Origin of the sequence: Catenulispora sp. GP43 (genome assembly GCF_041260665.1) — a bacterium.
GTDB lineage: Bacteria > Actinomycetota > Actinomycetes > Streptomycetales > Catenulisporaceae > Catenulispora.
The window spans coordinates 179,778-198,177 of sequence record NZ_JBGCCT010000023.1 but is presented as its reverse complement, the minus strand read 5'-3'; the positions used below and the strand labels follow the sequence as shown (position 1 = coordinate 198,177).

At 69.5% G+C, this 18,400-nt stretch carries 14 protein-coding genes; 9 read left to right on the top strand and 5 right to left on the bottom strand.

Going from position 1 to position 18,400, the window contains the following annotated elements:
* Nucleotides 1-45: 45 nt before the first annotated feature.
* From ABH926_RS36970 to ABH926_RS36960, 3 genes are read left to right on the top strand one after another with little or no spacing between them, the layout of a single operon-like run.
* Nucleotides 46-843 carry a deoxyribonuclease IV gene (locus ABH926_RS36970; RefSeq protein WP_370370615.1) on the top strand — a complete coding sequence of 266 codons (798 nt, stop codon included), beginning with the start codon at nucleotides 46-48 and terminating at the stop codon, nucleotides 841-843.
* 9 nt (nucleotides 844-852) lie between these two features.
* Nucleotides 853-2,037, top strand: coding sequence for a lipid II:glycine glycyltransferase FemX (locus ABH926_RS36965; RefSeq protein WP_370370606.1), 1,185 nt, complete (start codon nucleotides 853-855; stop codon nucleotides 2,035-2,037).
* A gap of 50 nt (nucleotides 2,038-2,087) precedes the next feature.
* Nucleotides 2,088-3,146 (top strand): alanine racemase, encoded by a 1,059-nt coding sequence (locus tag ABH926_RS36960; RefSeq protein WP_370370605.1) that lies wholly within the window; start codon nucleotides 2,088-2,090, stop codon nucleotides 3,144-3,146.
* 6 nt (nucleotides 3,147-3,152) lie between these two features.
* Here ABH926_RS36960 and ABH926_RS36955 read toward each other — a convergent pair whose 3' ends face one another.
* From ABH926_RS36955 to ABH926_RS36940, 4 genes are all read right to left on the bottom strand, one after another.
* On the bottom strand, nucleotides 3,153-4,718 hold the full coding sequence (locus tag ABH926_RS36955) for a N,N-dimethylformamidase beta subunit family domain-containing protein (RefSeq protein ID WP_370370604.1): 1,566 nt from the start codon (nucleotides 4,716-4,718) through the stop codon (nucleotides 3,153-3,155).
* Between the two features lie 30 nt (nucleotides 4,719-4,748).
* Nucleotides 4,749-5,867 carry a mannosyltransferase family protein gene (locus ABH926_RS36950; RefSeq protein WP_370370603.1) on the bottom strand — a complete coding sequence of 373 codons (1,119 nt, stop codon included), beginning with the start codon at nucleotides 5,865-5,867 and terminating at the stop codon, nucleotides 4,749-4,751.
* Nucleotides 5,868-6,001: 134 nt separating this feature from the next.
* The gene (locus tag ABH926_RS36945) at nucleotides 6,002-7,537 is read right to left on the bottom strand and encodes a glycosyltransferase family 87 protein (protein ID WP_370370602.1); all 1,536 of its coding nucleotides are present in this window, start codon (nucleotides 7,535-7,537) and stop codon (nucleotides 6,002-6,004) included.
* Between the two features lie 60 nt (nucleotides 7,538-7,597).
* The gene (locus tag ABH926_RS36940) at nucleotides 7,598-10,537 is read right to left on the bottom strand and encodes a transglycosylase domain-containing protein (RefSeq protein ID WP_370370601.1); all 2,940 of its coding nucleotides are present in this window, start codon (nucleotides 10,535-10,537) and stop codon (nucleotides 7,598-7,600) included.
* A gap of 413 nt (nucleotides 10,538-10,950) precedes the next feature.
* Here ABH926_RS36940 and ABH926_RS36935 point away from each other — a divergent pair, with 413 nt between their 5' ends.
* The 6 genes from ABH926_RS36935 to ABH926_RS36910 all read left to right on the top strand — a co-directional run bounded on the left by ABH926_RS36935 (nucleotide 10,951) and on the right by ABH926_RS36910 (nucleotide 18,034).
* Entirely contained in the window at nucleotides 10,951-11,556 is a 606-nt protein-coding gene (locus tag ABH926_RS36935; RefSeq protein WP_370370600.1) for a PadR family transcriptional regulator, read from the top strand.
* A gap of 127 nt (nucleotides 11,557-11,683) precedes the next feature.
* Entirely contained in the window at nucleotides 11,684-12,763 is a 1,080-nt protein-coding gene (locus tag ABH926_RS36930; RefSeq protein WP_370370599.1) for an inositol-3-phosphate synthase, read from the top strand.
* 181 nt (nucleotides 12,764-12,944) lie between these two features.
* A complete protein-coding gene (locus tag ABH926_RS36925) occupies nucleotides 12,945-15,458 on the top strand; it encodes a cell wall-binding repeat-containing protein (protein ID WP_370370598.1) in 2,514 nt (837 codons plus the stop codon).
* Between the two features lie 172 nt (nucleotides 15,459-15,630).
* Nucleotides 15,631-16,560: a hypothetical protein gene (locus ABH926_RS36920; RefSeq protein WP_370370597.1), complete on the top strand. Its 930-nt coding sequence runs from the start codon at nucleotides 15,631-15,633 to the stop codon at nucleotides 16,558-16,560.
* A gap of 116 nt (nucleotides 16,561-16,676) precedes the next feature.
* Nucleotides 16,677-17,492, top strand: a complete 816-nt coding sequence (locus tag ABH926_RS36915; RefSeq protein ID WP_370370596.1) for a DUF1684 domain-containing protein — start codon at nucleotides 16,677-16,679, stop codon at nucleotides 17,490-17,492.
* Nucleotides 17,493-17,578: 86 nt separating this feature from the next.
* Nucleotides 17,579-18,034: an Rrf2 family transcriptional regulator gene (locus ABH926_RS36910; RefSeq protein ID WP_194918909.1), complete on the top strand. Its 456-nt coding sequence runs from the start codon at nucleotides 17,579-17,581 to the stop codon at nucleotides 18,032-18,034.
* Nucleotides 18,035-18,138: 104 nt separating this feature from the next.
* Here the strand turns inward: ABH926_RS36910 and ABH926_RS36905 are convergent, their stop codons facing one another.
* Nucleotides 18,139-18,381 (bottom strand): hypothetical protein, encoded by a 243-nt coding sequence (locus tag ABH926_RS36905; RefSeq protein WP_370370595.1) that lies wholly within the window; start codon nucleotides 18,379-18,381, stop codon nucleotides 18,139-18,141.
* Between the last annotated feature and the right edge of the window lie 19 nt (nucleotides 18,382-18,400).

The window sequence follows — 18,400 nt, the reverse complement described above, 5'->3', positions numbered from 1 at the left end:
CCGGCCCCACCGCCCGGCGCGGAGGTGTGGGCGCGTGGGGTACGGGTGGCGCCCAGGGCTAGGCTTAGGGGCCCCCCCGTCCCAACCCAAGACCCGGGGGGGGGGGGGGGGGCCGGGGGGCCCGCCCCCGTCCAGATCTTCCTGGGCGATCCGCAGAGCTGGAAGGCACCGACCGTGGCCTATCCCGGCGGCGCCACCGCGCTGCGGGCCGCCGCGGAAGAGGCCGATCTGGCCATCTATGTGCACGCCGCCTACATCATCAACGTCGCGCACACCAACAACCGCATCCGCATCCCCAGTCGCAAACTGCTCCAGCAGACCGTCGCGCTGGCCGCCCAGGCCGGCGCCCGCGGCGTGGTGGTGCACGGCGGGCACCTCACCGCCGCCGACGCGCCCGAGGCCGGTTTCGACAACTGGCGCAAGGCCGTGGACCAGCTGGAGCAGCACTGCCCGGTGTTCATCGAGAACACCGCCGGCGGCGAGCACGCCATGGCCCGCCGCCTGGAGTCGATCGCCAAGCTGTGGGACGCCGTCGGGCACAGCGGCGTCGGCCTGTGTCTGGACACCTGCCACGCCTTCGCCGGCGGCATCCCGCTGGAGACCGCGGTCGCCGACATCAAGGCCGTCACCGGCCGCGTGGACCTGGTGCACGCCAACGACTCCCAGGGCGCCTTCGACTCCGGCATCGACCGCCATGCCAACTTCGGCACCGGCGAGATCACCCCGCCGGACCTGATCGCGCAGGTAATCGCCGAGGCCGGCTGTCCGGCGATCTGCGAGACCCCGGGCGGTGCCGAGGCACAGGCGGCGGACATCAAGTGGCTCCGGGAGCGCGTCGCATAAGGTTGGCGCATGGTCTTGAGGGTGCGGACGCTGAGCCGCGAGGAACATGTGGCGTTCATCGAGGAGCGCACGGCCGAGAGGAACGCCGCGACCTCTGTCAGCTTCCTGCAGTGTCCCTCCTGGGGCGATCTGAAGACCGACTGGCGGGCCGAGTCCGTCGGCTGGGTCGACGACGCCACCGGAAAGGTCGTCGGCGCGGCCCTGGTCCTGTACCGGGACGTGCCGATCCCCAAGCGCGACAAGCTCCCGTTCCTGCGGCGCTCCCTGGCCTATCTGCCCGAGGGCCCGATCCTGGACCTCACCTCCGCCGACGCCGGCCAGGCGCTGAAGCTGCTGCTGGCGCACCTGCGCAAGCGCCGCGCCTTCACGGTCAAGATGGGCCCGCAGATGGTGTCCCGCCGCTGGAGCTCCGAGACGCTGAAGAAGGCGATCGCCGACGCCGACGGCGGCGTCCGCCTGAAGGACATCAAGCCGGACTTCGAGGACCCCACGGCGCTGGGCATCATCGAGAAGCTGCGCGCCACCGGCTGGTCCCGCAAGGAGTCCGAGGGCGCCGGCTTCGGCGACTTCCAGCCCCGCTACGTCTTCCAGCTGCCCCTGGTCGACGACTCCGGCAAGCCCCGCACCCTGGAGGACATCCAGAAGGGCTTCAACCAGCTGTGGCGCCGCAACATCAAGAAGGCGGAGAAGAACGGCGTCGAGGTCACCCTCGGCGGCTACGAGGACCTCGCGGAGTTCCACAAGATCTACGCGGTCACCGCCGTCCGCGACCACTTCACCCCGCGCCCCCTGGCCTACTTCCAGCGGATGTGGAAGGCGATGGAGGCGGAGAGCCCCGACCGCCTGCGGCTGTACCTGGCCCGCCACGAGGGCGAGCTGCTGGCCGCCACAACGCTGGTCACCGTCGGGGACCACGCCTGGTACTCCTACGGCGCCTCCGACAACCACAAGCGTGAGCTGCGGCCCTCCAACGCGATCCAGTGGCGCATGCTCAGCGACTCCCTGGCCGCCGGCTGCAAGGTGTACGACCTGCGCGGGATCAGTGACACCCTGGACCCGGAGGACCACCTGTTCGGCCTCATCCAGTTCAAGCTGGGGACCGGCGGGCAGGCGGTGGAGTACCTCGGGGAGTGGGACTACGCCCTGAACCCTTTGCTGCACCGTGCCTTCGAGATGTACATGGCCCGCCGCTAAAGGGCCGGGCCCATACACACTTGCTCCACCCCCACTAAGGAGTCGGAACCTTGTCGCTGACGCTGTACGTCGACTCGGAGCGCTGGCGCGCCCACCAGGACGAGGTCCTGGCCCGCCACCCCGACTTGGTGCCGGTGGCCAAGGGTGTCAACGGCTACGGCATCGGCATCCCCAACCTCATGGAGGCGGCCTCCAAGCTGGCCGCCGGAGGCGTGGAGACAACGGCAGTGGGCACGGCGGCCGAGGCCGAACAGGCCAAGGACCACTACTCCGGACGGCTCCTGGTCCTGACGCCCTACCTGATGGGTGAGGACGTCCGCGACCTCCCGGACCGCGTCATCCGCACGGTGGCGTCGGTGGAGGCGGTGGAAGCCCTCCTCGGCCGGCGGGTGGTGGTCGACCTGATGACCTCGATGCGCCGGTTCGGCTTGCAGAAGCAGGACATCCCCCGGCTCCGCACCGTCCTGGAATCCGACCAGGCGCGGGTCGAGGGCTTCTCGGTCCACATGCCCCTGGACCGGGTCGCCGGCGACTACCTCCGCGAAGTCAGCGACTGGGTGGACGCGCTGGTCGCCGCCGGCATCCCGGTGCGGACGCTGTTCGTCAGCCACCTGTCCCCCGACGAGATCAGCACCCTGGCCAAGCGGCACCAGGGGACGACGGTGCGGCCGCGCATCGGGACGGAACTGTGGCTCGGCAACCGCAAGGTGCTGCAGACGCGCGGCACCGTGCACAGCGTGCAGAAGGTCGGCAAGGGCGACCGCTTCGGCTACCGGCAGCACAAGGTGCGCGGCGACGGCCACCTGATCGTCGTCTCCGGCGGCACCGCGCACGGCGTCGGCCTGGAGAACCCGAAGAACTTCGGGCGCGGACTGGCGGGCCTGGCGCCGCGCGCGAAGTTCGTGGCGCGCGCGGGGCTGGCTTTGGCGAACCGGACGATGTCGCCGTTCTCCTGGCAGGGCAAGACGCTGTGGTTCGCGGAGCCGCCGCACATGCAGGTGTCGGTACTCTTCCTGCCCGCCGGCGTGACGCCGCCGAAGGTGGGGGAGGAGCTGCCGGTCGAGGTGAGTCCGGTGATGACCCACGTCGACCGGGTGGTCTTCGACTGACCCGGGCTAGCCCTTCACCCGGCTCAGGAAGTTGGCCATGGCCCGGGTCACCCGCTTGTCCTGGTAGCCGAGGTGACCGAGGCCCAGCGGCCACAGGAACGTCCCCGCGGTGAACACCCAGGCTCCGCTCGGCGCCCGGTAGACGCTCGTGTTCTGCACGAACTTCGTGCCGTTGGAGATCGTGTAGGGCGAGGCGGTCAGGAGTGCCTGTTCCTCCGCCTTGGCCTTCGGCATCGCTTCGAAGAACGAGTCGGCCTCGCCGCCGAGCAGGCCGGGCAGTTCGTCGCCGTCCTTGAGGCCGGTGCCTTCCCAGAACCAGTGCCCGGCTTCGCTGACGACCAAGGGGTGGCGTCCCTTGAGGATGCCGCTGTATTGGACGCCCATGAGTTGCTGTTCGGCCCGCGGGTGGCCTTCGCCGGCACGCCACATGCCTGTCGGGAAGTCCTCGACGTGCGGGTCCTCGAAGCCCTTGTAGCAGGACATGGTGCGCGTGGAATCGTCGTAGCGGACGTGCCAGTAAGCGTTGTTCGCAGTGAGGAACGCTAGAGAGGTCCCCGCAGCGACAGCCTCCTCGGCGTGCCGGTACATGTCGGTCGACCAGTACTCGTCGTGGCCGGCGAAGATCAGGCCGCGGTACTTGGCCGGGTCGATGCGTCCGGCGTGCAGGTCCAGTCCGGTCGCGTAGGCGAGGTCGTAGCCCATCCCCTCCGCCCACTGGATGAAGGACTGCTCCCGGACGAATCCGTCGGGCAGGCCGTCGGCGAAGTAGGGCCGGGCGAACGAGACCTGGGTCGCGCGCGCGGGGTTCGAGATCCAACCGCGTGCGTCCGCGGAGAACTTCGCCTTGAGAGCGGAGTCGCTTTCGGCGGCTTCCTTGGTCACGTATCCGTAGTAGACGTTCCGACCGGTGATGCCGTCGCGCGGCCACCAGTTGTAGGCCTGCCAACTCGTCGAGGGCAGCACCACGAGGAAGTCGGCGGACGCCTCGTCGTCGCGCACCACGAACGGTACGTAGTTCCGGAAGCCGTCGGCCTTGTCCAGCACGGCCACGTAGGTCCCCGACGTCCAGTCCTTCGGGATGTCCAGCGTCCACGCCACCGGCCATTCCACCGCGATGCGCCCGGTCTCCGGGTCCGGGGTGGGCACCGGCTGCGGCCCGGCGGTCAGCGTCGGCGACACCAGGACCCGACGGGCTGAGGCGCCGGCGTAGTAGCCGAGGCGGTAGACGGAGACGGTGAAGGACCCCGCGGGCTCCGCGGCTACGTGGAAGTCGACGGTCTCCCCGACGGCGACCGAGTCGGTCGAGGCGTAGCCCTTGATCTGTCGCTCGTGGTCCGTGCCGGGCCGCGACTTGCCGGCACCCATGCGCCAGTCCGCGGAACCCGCTTTAGCGTTCTCCGCAGTAATGCGGTTCCCCCCGGCGGGAAGAACAGACGCCGGAAGCCCCGCGCGCGGATCGCCGAGCTGCCCCGGGCCCGACTTCAGGTGCGTGGCCTTCAGGACGGCGCGCGCGGCCGAGGCCGTGTTGGTCTTCTTGGCCAGATCGCGCAGGAACCTCGACGTGCTCGACATGGGTCGATCGTAGCCGGGCCCTTTATGGATTCAGCCCGCCCACTGACCCGACAGGAACAGCAGGGCCACACCCGCCATGATCGGGGCGACGCAGCACACGTAAAGCGTCCGCACCCTCGGACGCCGGGCCGCCCACGCGCCGAGCATCGTCCACAGCGGCCACCACAGGAGCATGGCGCGCGGCACGGACATGAACCATGTGGTGGTGCCCAGGGCGAGCAGCGAGAGGCTGACGTAGAGGGCCTCGGGCCAGCGGCGCTTCAGCAGCAGGAGCGCGGTCAGCCCGAGCCCCACGACGACCGCGACCAGCTCCAGCTGGAACACCCACGCCGTGTGGCCCGCCTGGGTGGCCCCGAAGGCCGCGCGCCAGGTCTGGTCCCACGCCGCCTTCGGGCTCTGGAACGTCCGGAACCACCCGGCGGCCTGCGCGTGCTGCCACGCGAACCAGTCCCCGGTGTCGCGCCACAGGTACACGACGTAGGCGGCCACCGGCAGCACCGGCACGACGAGCAACGGCGCCTGCCCCCACCGCCGCCGCCCGCGCCCGGCGAGCAGGAATTCCAAGGCGATGGCCGCCGCGAGGAACAGACCGTTCACCCGCACCGCGCTGGCCCCCGCCGCCAAGAGCACGGAGAGTCCCCACCGATCCCGCCGCGCCGCCGCCCACGCGCAGAAGGCGAACGCCGCGAACAGGCTCTCGCTGTAGCCCGCCGCGAGGAACACCGCCGCCGGTGCCAGGGCGAAGAAGAGTGCGGCGTTGGTGGTGGCTTGGTGGGCGGCAGCGGAAACCGAACTCTCCTCGGCTCCGGCAGCCTCAGCGTCGTTGAGACCCCCGCGCGCCCGAGCCCCCTCGACCTCCGCCGCCGCCAACCGCCCCAACGCCGCCGTCGCGACCGCCCCGGCCGCCGCCGACACCGCCAGCCCCGCCGCGACCCAGTTCCACAGCACCAGGTGCGCCAGCCACATCGCGATCGGGAACCCGGGGAAGAACGCCACATGCCGGGGGTCTGTGCCCGGCGTGAAATACCAGTGCCGGGCGATGCTGGTGAAGATCCCCTCGTCCCAGCGGTCCCAGCGCGCGAGCAGCGAGCCCTGCGTCGTCGGCCCCGTCGCGAACAGCCACGCGCTCATCCACGTCAGCACGGCCATCCCGAGCCGCGTGGCGCCCCACACCGCCAATGCCGCGTGGTCTCGTTCGCCGAGCCCGCGCCGGGGGCGCTGCGCGGTTTGTGCGTCCTCCTGCGCCGACTCTGTCCGATCCCCCGTATGCACCAAGCTCGGACTCAGACCGCGGCGAGTTCGGGTTCGGCGCCGCCGCCGGCCCCGTGCCCGGCGCGGTGCGAGCGCGGCTGCGACCACGCCCACACGTCCGGGCTGTCCGCCAGCGCGCCGCCGGCCGGGTCGTCGTCGACGCCGTCGGCGCGTACCGGGTCGCGGCGCGGGTCGAGGATGTCGCGGATGATCTGCACCATCATGTACACGATGCCCGCGAGGTGGATCATGATGGCCCAGACGTAGAAGTTGTCCGGCAGGCCCCGGGTGTTGCCGTTGCTGGGGCCGGCCTGCCAGACCAGGTAGTACCAGACCGCCACGTAGTAGGCGACCTCGCAGCACTGCCAGATCAGGAAGTCGCGCCAGCGCGGCCGGGCCAGGGCCGCCAGCGGGATCAGCCAGAGCACGTACTGCGGCGAGTACACCTTGTTCAGCAGAACGAACACCGCGACCGTGAGGAACGCCAGCTGCGCGAAGCGCGGCCGGCGGCGGGCCATCAGGCCCAGCAGCGCCACGCCGAGCCAGCCGGCCAGCACCAGGGCGATGATCACCACGTTCTTGTTCGGCGGCTCCCAGCCCCACCAGTGGCGGATCGCGAACCACGGCGAGCCCAGGTCGATCGGGCGGTTGTCGTTGAACGTGAAGAAGTACTTCCAGCCCTTGAAGGCGAAGATCATCACCGGGGCGTTCACCGCCAGCCAGGTCACCGCCGCGGTGCCGGTCGCCTGCGTCCACTGCCGCATCCGCCCGGCCCGCCAGCACAGCACCAGCAGCGGGATCAGCAGGAACACCGGGTACAGCTTCGTCGCCGAGCCCAGTCCCAGGGCGATGCCGGCCACCACCGGTTTGTTCCGGGCCCAGGCCAGCATGCCGACCGAGGCCAGGGCGACCGCGATGAGGTCCCAGTTTATGGTCCCGGTCAGCAGCAGCCCCGGGGCCAGCGCGAACATCGCCGCGTCCCAGGGCCTTCGTCCGGCCAGGCCGATCACCGCCAGGACGCAGACCAGCGCGAACACGATCAGGAACCACGTCGTGACGTTGTAGAACCACCGGACCTGGTCCGGGGTGTCGGCGCCGATCTTCTGCGCCAGCAGCGCCGCGGTCTCCATCGTCGCGCCGGCCACCACCGGGTACTCCAGGCCGTAGTTGCCCGCGGCCGGGTCGGTCTGCCGGTAGGGCGTGAGGTTCTTGTCGAACCCGCGGCCGTAGTACATGTACGGCACGTCGGTGTAGCACAGGTGGTTGTACTGCTGCTTGCCCGTGCCGTTCCACGCCGTGGCGTAGCACGGGGAGCGCTGCGCCACGCCGATGCCGAGCGTGAGCAGCGTGAGCAGCACCAGCACCCGCGCGACCGTCCGGATCGCGGTGGCGGACCCCAGCCTCGGCCGCCAGGCGCGCACGCCCAGCGGGCCGCCCACGGCGTCCGAGGCTGCGTTCACCACCGGGTCGTCGAGGGAGGGGGCGACGAGGGTCGGTGCCGCCGCCGCGCCCCGGCCCGTCGGGTCCCCCGACGGGCCGGTCGCCTGGTCGCTCACGTCCGAACTCACTTGCACATCGTGCCCTACCGTGCCGTTCCCCGTCTGCATGTCCCTGGAAAGATTCCGACGTCAGCCCGTCGGGAGACCGAAGGGGTTGGACGAGGAAGTGGACGTGGTCGACGTGTCACAGCCAGGTGCCTGCGGGTTCTTGCTGCACTTGCTCGACGGCGTGGTCGGCGAGCTGCTGGTCGGGCCCGTCGAGGTGGTGTTCGAGGGGCCGGTCCCGGTCGGCTGCTGCTGCGAGGTGGTGTCCGTCGAGGTCGGGGGCAGATTCACGCACTGACCCGAGGACGGGTCGTACTGCAGCGGCGCCTGGCACAGCGGCGGCGTCGACGTCGTCGACGTGGCCTTCGTCGGCGTCGGGGTCGGCGTCGGGCTGGGCGTCGGGACGAACACCGACTGGCAGTTCGCCTCCGAACCGGTCGGGGTGCCGGGCAGGTTCGAGCCGGAGGCCAGGGTGCCGGGCTCGACCGACTGGCCGGGGCTCACCAGGCTGCTCACACCGGAACAGGTCGGTGCGTACGCGGGGAAGGGCTTGGCGAAGGAGTTCTTGTCCTTCTCCAGTTCCTTCTTCATGAACGCCGACCAGACCGTCGTGGGCCAGTCCATACCGTTGATGCGGGTCGACTGGTCGTCGTAGCCCAGACCCTTGATCGATTCCAGCGATCCGTCCGCCGTCGATCTGAAGATCGCCACCGAGGTCGCCAGCGACGAGGAGAACCCGGTGAACCAGGCCGAGTGGTTGTTGTCGGTGGTACCGGTCTTGCCGGCCAGGTTGAAGTTCGCTTCCTGGGCCAGGGACTCGGCGTAGTGGTTCGCCGCGGCGGTGCCGTCGGGCTTCTGGAACACGCCCTGCAGCGCGCTGGTGACGCCGGCGGCGGTGTTGGCGCTCATCACCTGCTTGTTGACCCCGCTGTTGGCGCGCATCGCCGGCGGCGTCCAGACGGTCTGGCCGGTGCGCTGGTCGACGATCGCGGTGACCTGGACCGGCTCGTGCGAGACACCGCCGTTGGCGAAGGCGGCGTAGACGTTGGCCATGCGCATCGGGGTGATCTCGGCGACGCCGAGGGTCAGCGCGGGCACCGGCTTGAGGTCGGGGGTGCTGGGGTTGATGCCCAGGGCCTGGGCCATGTTCAGCACGGCCTGCGGGCCGATCGCCGGGTCCAGTTCGAGGTTCGCGAACACCGTGTTCAGCGACATCGCCAGGCCCGTGCGCAGGGTCGTGCTACCGCTGCCGGGAGGGGCTTCCTCGTCCTCGTTGGGCGGCCAGAACACGTCCTTGTGCAGGGTGGTGTCGTAGAAGGTCATCGGCTGCTTGGCGTTGGCCGGCCAGTACAGCGGCTTGTTGTTGGTGCCCGGCTCCTCGCTGTCCAGCGAGAACTTTCCGGTCTGCAGCGCGGTCGCCAGCGTGATCGGCTTGAACGTCGAACCGACCTGCACACCACCCTGGAGCGCGTAGTTGAACGCGTTCTTGGCGTAGTCCTCCACGCCGTCGGTGCCGGTGTAGAAGGACTTCAGCTCGCCGCTGTGCGGGTCCACCGCCGCGAACGCCAGGTGCACGTCGTTGTCGGACGCGTGGGCTTTGGAGTTGAACTTCCCGTCGCCGTTGTAACTGGTCCCGGTCCACAACGCGTCCGCCGCGTCGTGCGCGTCGTTCATCATCACGTGGTTGTACGTGGTGACGATCTTGTACCCGCCCTTGGACAGGTTGTCGATGTTCGCGAACTTCTGCGTCGCCGGGTCGTTCGGGTACTCGGCCATCTGCGCGGCCAGGTATGCCGTCGCGGCGTCCTTCATGTACCCGACGTATCCGGTGAGGTTCGGGGGCTTGAAGTCCTTGACAGTCGGCAGGTTGTTCTCCAGCGGACTGGTGACCGTCTTCGGCACGAAGCCGTACTGCGACATGTTCGCCAGGATCGCGTTGTACCGCTTCTCGAACCGGTCGAAGGTCTTGGGGTTGTCCTTGCGGGCCTGCGCGTTGGCCAGCGTGGTGGAGAAGTTGGAGGGGTCGTTGACCAGCGCGGCCAGGAACGCAGCCTCGCCGACGTTGTTCTCGGTCATCTGGCTTATCGGGTGGCCGAAGTAGGCGCGCGAGGCCGCGTCGATGCCGTAGGCGCCGCGCCCGAAGGAGATCTGGTTCAGGTACCCGAGCAGGATCTGCTGCTTGCTCTCCGAGTGGTTGAGCTTTATGGAGATCATGACTTCATTGATCTTGCGGCCCAGGGTCTGGTCCTGCGACAGGTACGCGTTCTTCACGTACTGCTGCGTGATGGTCGATCCGCCCTGGGTCTGGCCGCTGCCGAACAGGTCGTTCAGCGCCGAGCGGGCCACACCGGTGAACGACACGCCGGGGTCGGTCCAGAAGGAGTAGTTCTCCGCCGCGACGAACGCGTTCTGGAACACCTTCGGGATCTGGTTTATGTCGTTGACCTGGTAGTAGTTCACCCCGATGTTGGCGAACTGCTCTTTGCCGTCGTCGTAGGTGTAGATCGTCGGGTTGCCGGCCGCGATGCTGTTCTTGGCCTGCGGGATCTGCGTGTTGGCGTACGCGTAGGCCACCACGCCTATGATCGTGAACAGGAAGCCCAGGAAGATCGACAGCACCTGCTTGATGGAGGGCATCCAGTGCCGCCACCCGCGCTTGCCGTAACGCGGGTAGTTGATGAACTTCATCCACCAGTCTTTGGGCGGCAGCTCGTCCCCGCGGCCGCCGCCGGACCGGGTCGAGGTGCGGCGTCCGGAGCCCCGCCGGCCGCCTCCGGAGGCGACGTCGGCCGGCTGCTCGCCGTAGCCGTCGTCGTAGCCGCCGCGGGTGTCGTAGGACCCGTACTCGTCGTACTGGTCGTCGTATCCGTCGCCGCCGCGCCGGCCGCCGCCGCGCTTGCCGAACATGCCGGACAGTTGGTTGGCGAGCCCGTCGAGCTTGTCCGAGAAGCCGCCGCCGTTGGCCGACCGGCGCCCCCGTGACCCGCCGCCACCTCCGGCGCGCCGACTGCCGTGCTCGCTCATACCTCGGTCCGCCTCACCTGAGTCCTCTGTGGAGCCACGTCTGCCGCGCGCCCCATTGCCCGCCGGCGAACGGCGGGTGGGAAACCGCCATGCACCGGCTTGCTCGCGGAGACGCCCGAAACCGGTCAGCCGGTTGCGATCCCGCCCCGCCCCGGACGCGCTAGAGGCACAGGGTACGCCACGGACCCATGCGGACAGTGCGACTGGCGGGGATGTGTCCGATTCGCCCCGGCAACCTGGGGACTTGTGCGGGGCGGCAGGCACCCGCTAACGTCTCGATGTATCGGAGCGATACATCGAGCGGCTGTATCGAGTTGGTGTATCCCCCCGATGTATCGGCGATGTCGATGGATAAAGCAGGCGGCGGCGTACGAACCGTACGGCGCGCACGGTCGGTGAAGGAAGGAGCAGCGATGGCGAAGCGGTCCCAGATCCTGGAACTGGCCGTCCTCGGGCTGCTCCACGAGCACCCGATGCATGGCTACGAGCTGCGCCGTCAGCTCAACGTGCAGCTCGGCGCCTTCCGCGCGCTGTCCTACGGGACGCTGTACCCCTGCCTGAAGGACCTGGTCGCCCGCGGCTGGATCGCCGAGGACGACACCGCGACCGCCAACGTCGCCGCCTCGCGCCGGGCCAAGATCAGCTACAAGCTGACCGCGGAGGGCAAGGAGCGGTTCCAGGAGCTCATGACGACCTCCGGATCGGCGGCGTGGGAGGACGACAACTTCGGCGTCCACTTCGCGTTCTTCGGGCGGACCAACGCCGGCGTCCGGATCCGCATCCTCGAGGGGCGGCGCAGCCGTCTGGAGGAGCGGATGGAAGCGGTGCGGGGCTCGCTCGCCCGCAGCCGCGACCGGCTGGACTCCTACACCCTGGAGCTCCAGCGGCACGGCCTGGAGAGCACCGAGCGCGAGGTCAGATGGCTCAACGAGCTCATCAGGACCGAGCACGAGCAGGCGTTTCCGGCGCCACCGCAACAGCAACCCCAGCAAGGCTCCCCGGAGCCCCGGCCCTCCTAGCGCCCCGGCGCAGGGAGGTCATACCCGAGGCCCGGTCGAAGCCGGCCGGCCACTGTCCCCATTTCCATAAAGCAGGAAACAACGTGCCCGTTTCCCCCGGGCGCGGCAGATGAAGGAGAAACCGTTCATGGGTTCGGTTCGAGTAGCGATCATCGGCGTCGGTAACTGCGCCGCCTCGCTGGTGCAGGGCGTCGAGTACTACAAGGACGCCGACCCCAACGCCAAGGTCCCCGGCCTGATGCACGTCCAGTTCGGCCCCTACCACGTCAGCGACCTGGAGTTCGTGGCCGCGTTCGACGTCGACGCCAAGAAGGTGGGCCTGGACCTGGCCGACGCCATCGGCGCCAGCGAGAACAACACCATCAAGATCGCCGACGTCCCGCCGACCGGCGTGACCGTGCAGCGCGGCCACACCAACGACGGCCTGGGCAAGTACTACCGCCAGACCATCGTGGAGTCCGACGCCGAGCCGGTGGACATGGTCGCCGCGTTGAAGGCCGCCAAGGCCGACGTCCTGGTCTGCTACCTGCCGGTCGGCTCGCAGAGCGCCGTGGAGTACTACGCGCAGGTCGCGATCGACGCCAAGGTGGCGTTCGTGAACGCGCTGCCGGTCTTCATCGCCGGCACCAAGGAGTGGGCGGACAAGTTCGAGGCCGCCGGCGTGCCGATCGTCGGCGACGACATCAAGTCCCAGGTCGGCGCGACCATCACGCACCGCGTGCTGGCCAAGCTGTTCGAGGACCGCGGCGTCGTGCTGGACCGCACCATGCAGCTGAACGTCGGCGGCAACATGGACTTCATGAACATGCTCGAGCGCGAGCGCCTGGAGTCCAAGAAGATCTCCAAGACCCAGGCCGTGACCTCGCAGCTGTCCCACGACCTCGGCGCCGGCAACGTGCACATCGGCCCGTCGGACTACGTGGCCTGGCTGGACGACCGCAAGTGGGCGTACGTGCGCCTCGAGGGCCGCGCGTTCGGCGACGTCCCGCTGAACCTGGAGTACAAGCTCGAGGTCTGGGACTCCCCGAACTCCGCCGGCGTCATCATCGACGCGGTGCGCTGCGCGAAGATCGCCATGGACCGCGGCATCGGCGGCCCGATCCTGTCGGCCTCGTCCTACTTCATGAAGTCCCCGCCGGTGCAGTACTTCGACGACGAGGCGCGCGACGCGGTCGAGAAGTTCATCAAGGGCGAAGTCGAGCGCTGATCCACCTCTGGTCCAAGGCCTGACAACCCGAGGTCCCGCAGCATGCCGGACCTCGGTTTGTCTAGTCGTCTAGACCATAGGCCGTAGAAGATTTACGCCTCAAAATACTGCCCCGGGCCTGCTCAGGCCCGGGGCAGTTCGCGTAGGCTCCCGGAGGCATTGAATACGCAAGGAGTCTTACATGGGCCGCAAGCGCGAAATATCGGTCATATCGAGTCTCGTGGTGGCGGGGGCGGCCTTCGGCGGTAGCGTCGTCTCGGCACCCGGCGCCTCAGCCGCGAGCATCACGGTCTCCGCCTCCGGGTCGGACGTGGTGGCGATCAACCCCGGGCAGTTCTCCGGAAGCGCGCCGACGGACCAGGTGAGCGCTCAGCTCGCGCAGGTCCTGCGCAACTCCTCGCGGTATCTGGCGACCAGCTGGTACACGAGCACGTACAACAACAGCCTTGCTTCCGACGGCTATCTGAACCTGGACATCCCCGGGGCCGTCCCCGAGCAGACCTTCCGCCTTCCGGGCATGGCGGCGCTGTCCATCGCGACGTCCGTCAAGCTGGGCGACTGGGACGCCGGCGCCTCCGGGATCAGCGCGGACGAGGCCGAGAACCGCGCGGCCACCATGGTGCGCTCGCTGGCCCACCGCTACTACGCGAACAACTCCCTGGCCGGGGTGTCGACGTGGGGCAACAGCTGGCAGTCGCCGCTGTGGGCGTTCTACACCGGCCAGGCGGCCTGGCTGGTCTGGGACAAGCTCTCGCCCTCCGAGCGCGACGACGTGGCGCGCATGCTGGCCGACGAGGCGAACCACCTGACCAGCGGCAACGACGTCTTCCTGACCTCGGACAACGGCAGTCAGCAGCTGTACCAGTACAACAAGGGCGGCACCGACGTCACCCCCGGCGACACCAAGGCCGAGGAGGACAACTACGCCGCGCAGCTGCTCGGGCTGGCCGTGGCGATGATGCCGAACCACCCGAACGCCGCGAAGTGGCAGCGCCGCAACGAGGACCTGCTGATCGCGGACACCGCCACGCAGGCCGACCTGTCCAGCTCGGACGTGGTCAACGGCCGTCAGCTGAACCAGTGGCTGCAGGGCTGGAACGTGCAGCCCGACGGAACCGTGCAGAACCACAACATCCTGCACCCGGTGTACATGACGGCGCTGGACCAGTCGCTGCAGCAGGTCGCCACCTTCCAGCTGGCCGGCCGGTGCGCGCCGCAGGCCGTGAAGGACAACGTCGGCCTGGTCTACAACGCGCTGACGAGTGTGACGACGTACAAGTACGCCCCGGACCCGAACAACCTCAGCCAGTACGTGACCCCGGCCTTCTCCAACAAGGACGGCCACCCGATCTACGAGTCGGAGACGAACCCGCAGATCAACTACCCGCAGGGCAACGACTGGGGCCTGCAGTTCCCGGACTACTACGGGTCCTTCGACGCCCTGGTCGGCACCTACGGCCTGGCGCCGACCGCGAACACGAACGCGGCCACCCACCTGCAGGCCGAGATCGGTCTGCAGAACCGGTTCAACACCGGCCAGACCTACGTTCCGTGGAACCCGGTCACCACGCCGGCCAGCCAGGCCGAGAACTCCTACGTGGGGGCCGAGCAGCGGATCGGCCAGATCTCCGCGCAGGCCTACATGGCGGAGTTCCTGAACCACCGCAGCCAGGCCTGCTTCGACAACTCCGGCACCCCGACCCCGCCGAACGTCCCGGCGCCGCAGCCGACCGCCGTCTCGCGGCTGGCCGGCAGCGACCGCTACGGGACCGGCGTCGCGGTGTCGCAGGCCCAGTGGTCCAACGCCGGCGGCGACAACACGCCCCGGGCGATCGCCGACTCCGTGGTGCTGGCGCGCGGCGACAACTTCCCGGACGCGCTGGCCGGCACGCCGCTGGCCAAGCGGGACCGCGGTCCGCTGCTGCTGACCGAGCCGACGTCGCTGAACCCGTTGACCGCCAACGAGATCCGGCGGGTCCTGCCCAGGGGCAAGACGGTCTACATCCTCGGCGGCAACCAGGCGGTCTCGCCGAAGGTGCAGCAGCAGCTGCAGGGCATGGGCTACAACGTCGTGCGCTTCGGCGGCTCGGACCGCTTCCAGACCTCGCTGCAGATCGCGCAGCAGGGCATGGGCTCCCCGCACCAGGTCGTGGTCGCCACCGGCCTGGACTTCGCCGACGCCCTGGCCGCCGGCCCGCTGGCCGCCGACGAGGGCAACGCGATTCTGCTGTCCAACGGCAACACGCTGGACCCGGGCACCAAGGCCTACATCGCCGGCGCCCAGCGCAAGAACGGGGCCCCGGACCCGGCCTTCCACCTCAACGCGGTGGGCGGTGCGGCGGTCACGGCGACCAAGTACCTGGGCGGCCAGTCGCACGCGCTGATGGGCCAGGACCGGTACGGGACCGCCGCGGCGGTGGCCGCGCGGTTCGCCGCCGACATGCCGGTGACCCAGTTCGGCATCGCGACCGGCATGTCCTTCGCGGACGCCCTCACCGGCGGCGCGTACATGGCCAACGCCAACGAGCCGCTGCTGCTGACGGCGCCGACGGTCCTGGCCCCGGCGGACACCGGCCTGCTGAGCGGGATGCGCAGCCAGCTGTCCGCGGTCGCGCTGTTCGGCGGTCCGGTGGCCATCAAGCAGGTGGTCATGGACCAGATCGCGCATGCGGTCGGCGGTGTCGAGAAGCGCTGACGCTCTTCTCCCTGTAGCGACACGGAGCCCGGCGTCCGAGGAATCCCCTTGGACGGCGGGCTTTTTCCGTTGACTTGAGCTTTACTCAAGCGAATATTTACAGAACTCTGATATTCCAGCACATTCCTTCGTGGGGCCCGATCGGCCCGCTGCCACCCCACGAAGGAGACCCATGCGCACGATCCGTATGGCCGCGCTCACCGCTGCCGCCGCCACCGCCTTCACGATGTCGATGATGTCGATATCGACGTCCTCGGCGGCCGGTGCGAGCCACTTCGGCGCCAAGCCCATCGCCAAGGGCGCGACCCGGGCCGCCGTCCCGGCCGCCAGCGGCGAGACGCTCTCGTTGCAGACCAACGGCAAGTCCGGCGTCGTGTCGCCGACCCCCAAGGTGTACCTCGTTTTCTGGGGGTCCCAGTGGTCCAAGGACCCGGCGGGCGTCGCCCCTGACATGCAGAACATGTTCAAGGGCCTGTACGGCGCCGACGACACGTGGGGCACGATCCTCACGCAGTACTGCGAGAACGCCAAGGTCGGCACCACGACGTGCCCGTCCACGGCGACGTTCGTCAAGCACCCCGGTTCCTCGATCCTCGGCGGGGTCTGGTTCGACAACGCCGCGGCCGCCCCGGCGAACGCCACGCAGGCCCAGATCGCCTCCGAGGCCAGCAAGGCCGCCGGGCACTTCGGCAACAAGACCCAGACGCCGAACCTCAACGCGCAGTACGTCGTCCTGTCCGCCACCGGCACCCACCCCGACGGCTTCCCGAACAGCGGCTTCTGCGCCTGGCACGACTTCACCAGCACCAGCTACGGCAAGCTCGCGTACACGAACATGCCTTACGTGCCGGACATGGGCGCGGGCGCGTGCACCACGCTCACCGACGGCCGCCTGCTCTCCGGCATCGAGTCCACCGAGACCCACGAGTACGCCGAGACCGTCACCGACTTCTGGCCGACCGACGGCTGGAACAACACCGCCAACGGCGAGATCGGCGACGAGTGTGTGAACCTGGACGCCTACGAGACGCTGACGACGGGCAAGTTCGACGTGCAGGGCCTGTGGTCCAACAAGGCGAACGCCTGCGTGACGCACGGCTGATGAGACGCGCCGCGGCCGGACGGTGGGCAGGCAGTGGTCCGCCGACGGAATACCTGTAGCTTTCCCGGATGTTGCCTCACCAAGGCAATGCCCATAGGGAAGCTAGGGAGTCCAGCATGACCGAGACGGAGCCGACCACGACGTTCGCCGCCGCAGCGGCGGAATGGATTCAGTGGGCCGACAAACGCGACGCGTCCGTCTCCGCCGAACACGGCGTGCTGGCCCTGGTCGCGACGCACTGGCTGGACGAGGGCCCGGCGGCCCCGATCGAGGGGCTGCCGGGCCTGTGGGCCGCCGACGGCGACCGGGTGCGGCTCACCGCCGAGCCCGCCGAGGAGCTGCTCGTCGAGGGCGTCCCGGTCGACGGCGTCCGGCTGCTGAACCCCGACCTCGCTCCGGATCCGACGGTGCTGTTCCACCATGGCCGCAAGCTGGTGCCGATCATCCGCGAGGGCGTACTCGCGGTGCGGGTCTACGACCCCGAGTCCGAGAACCGCACCGGCTTCGCGCGGATCGAGCGTTTCTCCTTCGATCCCGCGCTGATCTTCGCGGCGCGGTATGAGCCCTACGTCCACGGCCATATCGAGCGGGTGCTGAACGCCGACGGCAGGCAGCGCGGGCTGGCCCTGGACGGCGACCTCGTCTTCGAGCACGAGGACAACCAGTACCGACTCGCCGCGACGGCGACCGCCGACGGGGGCTTCGACGTGACGTTCGGCGACGCCACCAACGGGCCCGACACCTTCGGCTTCCGCCAGCTCGCGGTCCCGGCCCCGCAGCCGGGAACCAGCACCACGGTCCTGGATTTCAACCGCGCGCAGCTGCCGCCGTGCGCCTTCAGCGACCACTTCATCTGCCCGGTGCCGCCGGTCGGCAACCGGCTGGAGCTGGCCGTGGCCGCCGGCGAGAAGCGGCGCGAGGCCCGCTCCTGACCGGACCGCGGTGCCCGGCCGCGAGCGGCCCCGGTCCGTCAATTCCCATGGAACCGATGGGTTTATCGGCTGTTAGCATCGGCAGCGTGCAGATCTCAGCAAAAGCCGACTACGCGGTCCGGGTGATGCTCGAGCTCGCGGCCCACGGTCCGGACCTGGTGAAGTCCACGGTCCTGATCGACCACCAGGGCCTGCCGCGCAAGTTCGTCGAATCCATCCTGGTCGAGCTGCGCCGCGCCGACCTGATCCGCAGCCACCGCGGCGCCGAGGGCGGCTACAGCCTGGCCCGCCCGGCCTCGGCCATCTCCATCGGCCAGGTGATCCGCGCCGTCGACGGGCCGCTGGCCGAGGTCCGGGGGCTGCGCCCGCACGAGACCGAATACAGCAACGCCGCCGAGCACCTGTCGGACGTGTGGGTCGCGGCGCGTGCGGCGCTGCGCAAGGTGCTCGACGAGACCAGCCTCGCGCACGTGCTCAGCGGGAAGCTGCCGGCGCATGTGCGCCGGATGGCGGAGTCGCCGGAGGCCTGGCTGCCGCGGTGAGGGCGGCGCCCCGGAACACGGGCCGCCGACGCGTTTCGGCGTCGGCGACCTCATCCTCGGTCCTTGGTGCTCAGTGCTGGCTCAGCTCCTGCTCACTGCCCTGCCTACTGCGCCGGCGCGCCGCCGTCGTGCTGCGCGGTGCAGTCCGCCCCGGGCTGCTGCTGCGACCACAGCCACGGCGCGCCGCACCAGGTCTTCGCGAAGGTCAGCGTCCCGGGGGCCGGCGGCGCGGTGGTGGCGTCCGGGCCGAGGGGGAGGGGGCCGATGCTGACGTCGGCACTCGCGGCCGAGGCTCCGCCGGCGACGACGCACAGGGTCAGCGCGGCCAAGCTTGCGATCTTGCGCATGAGGGTTCCTTCCGATCAG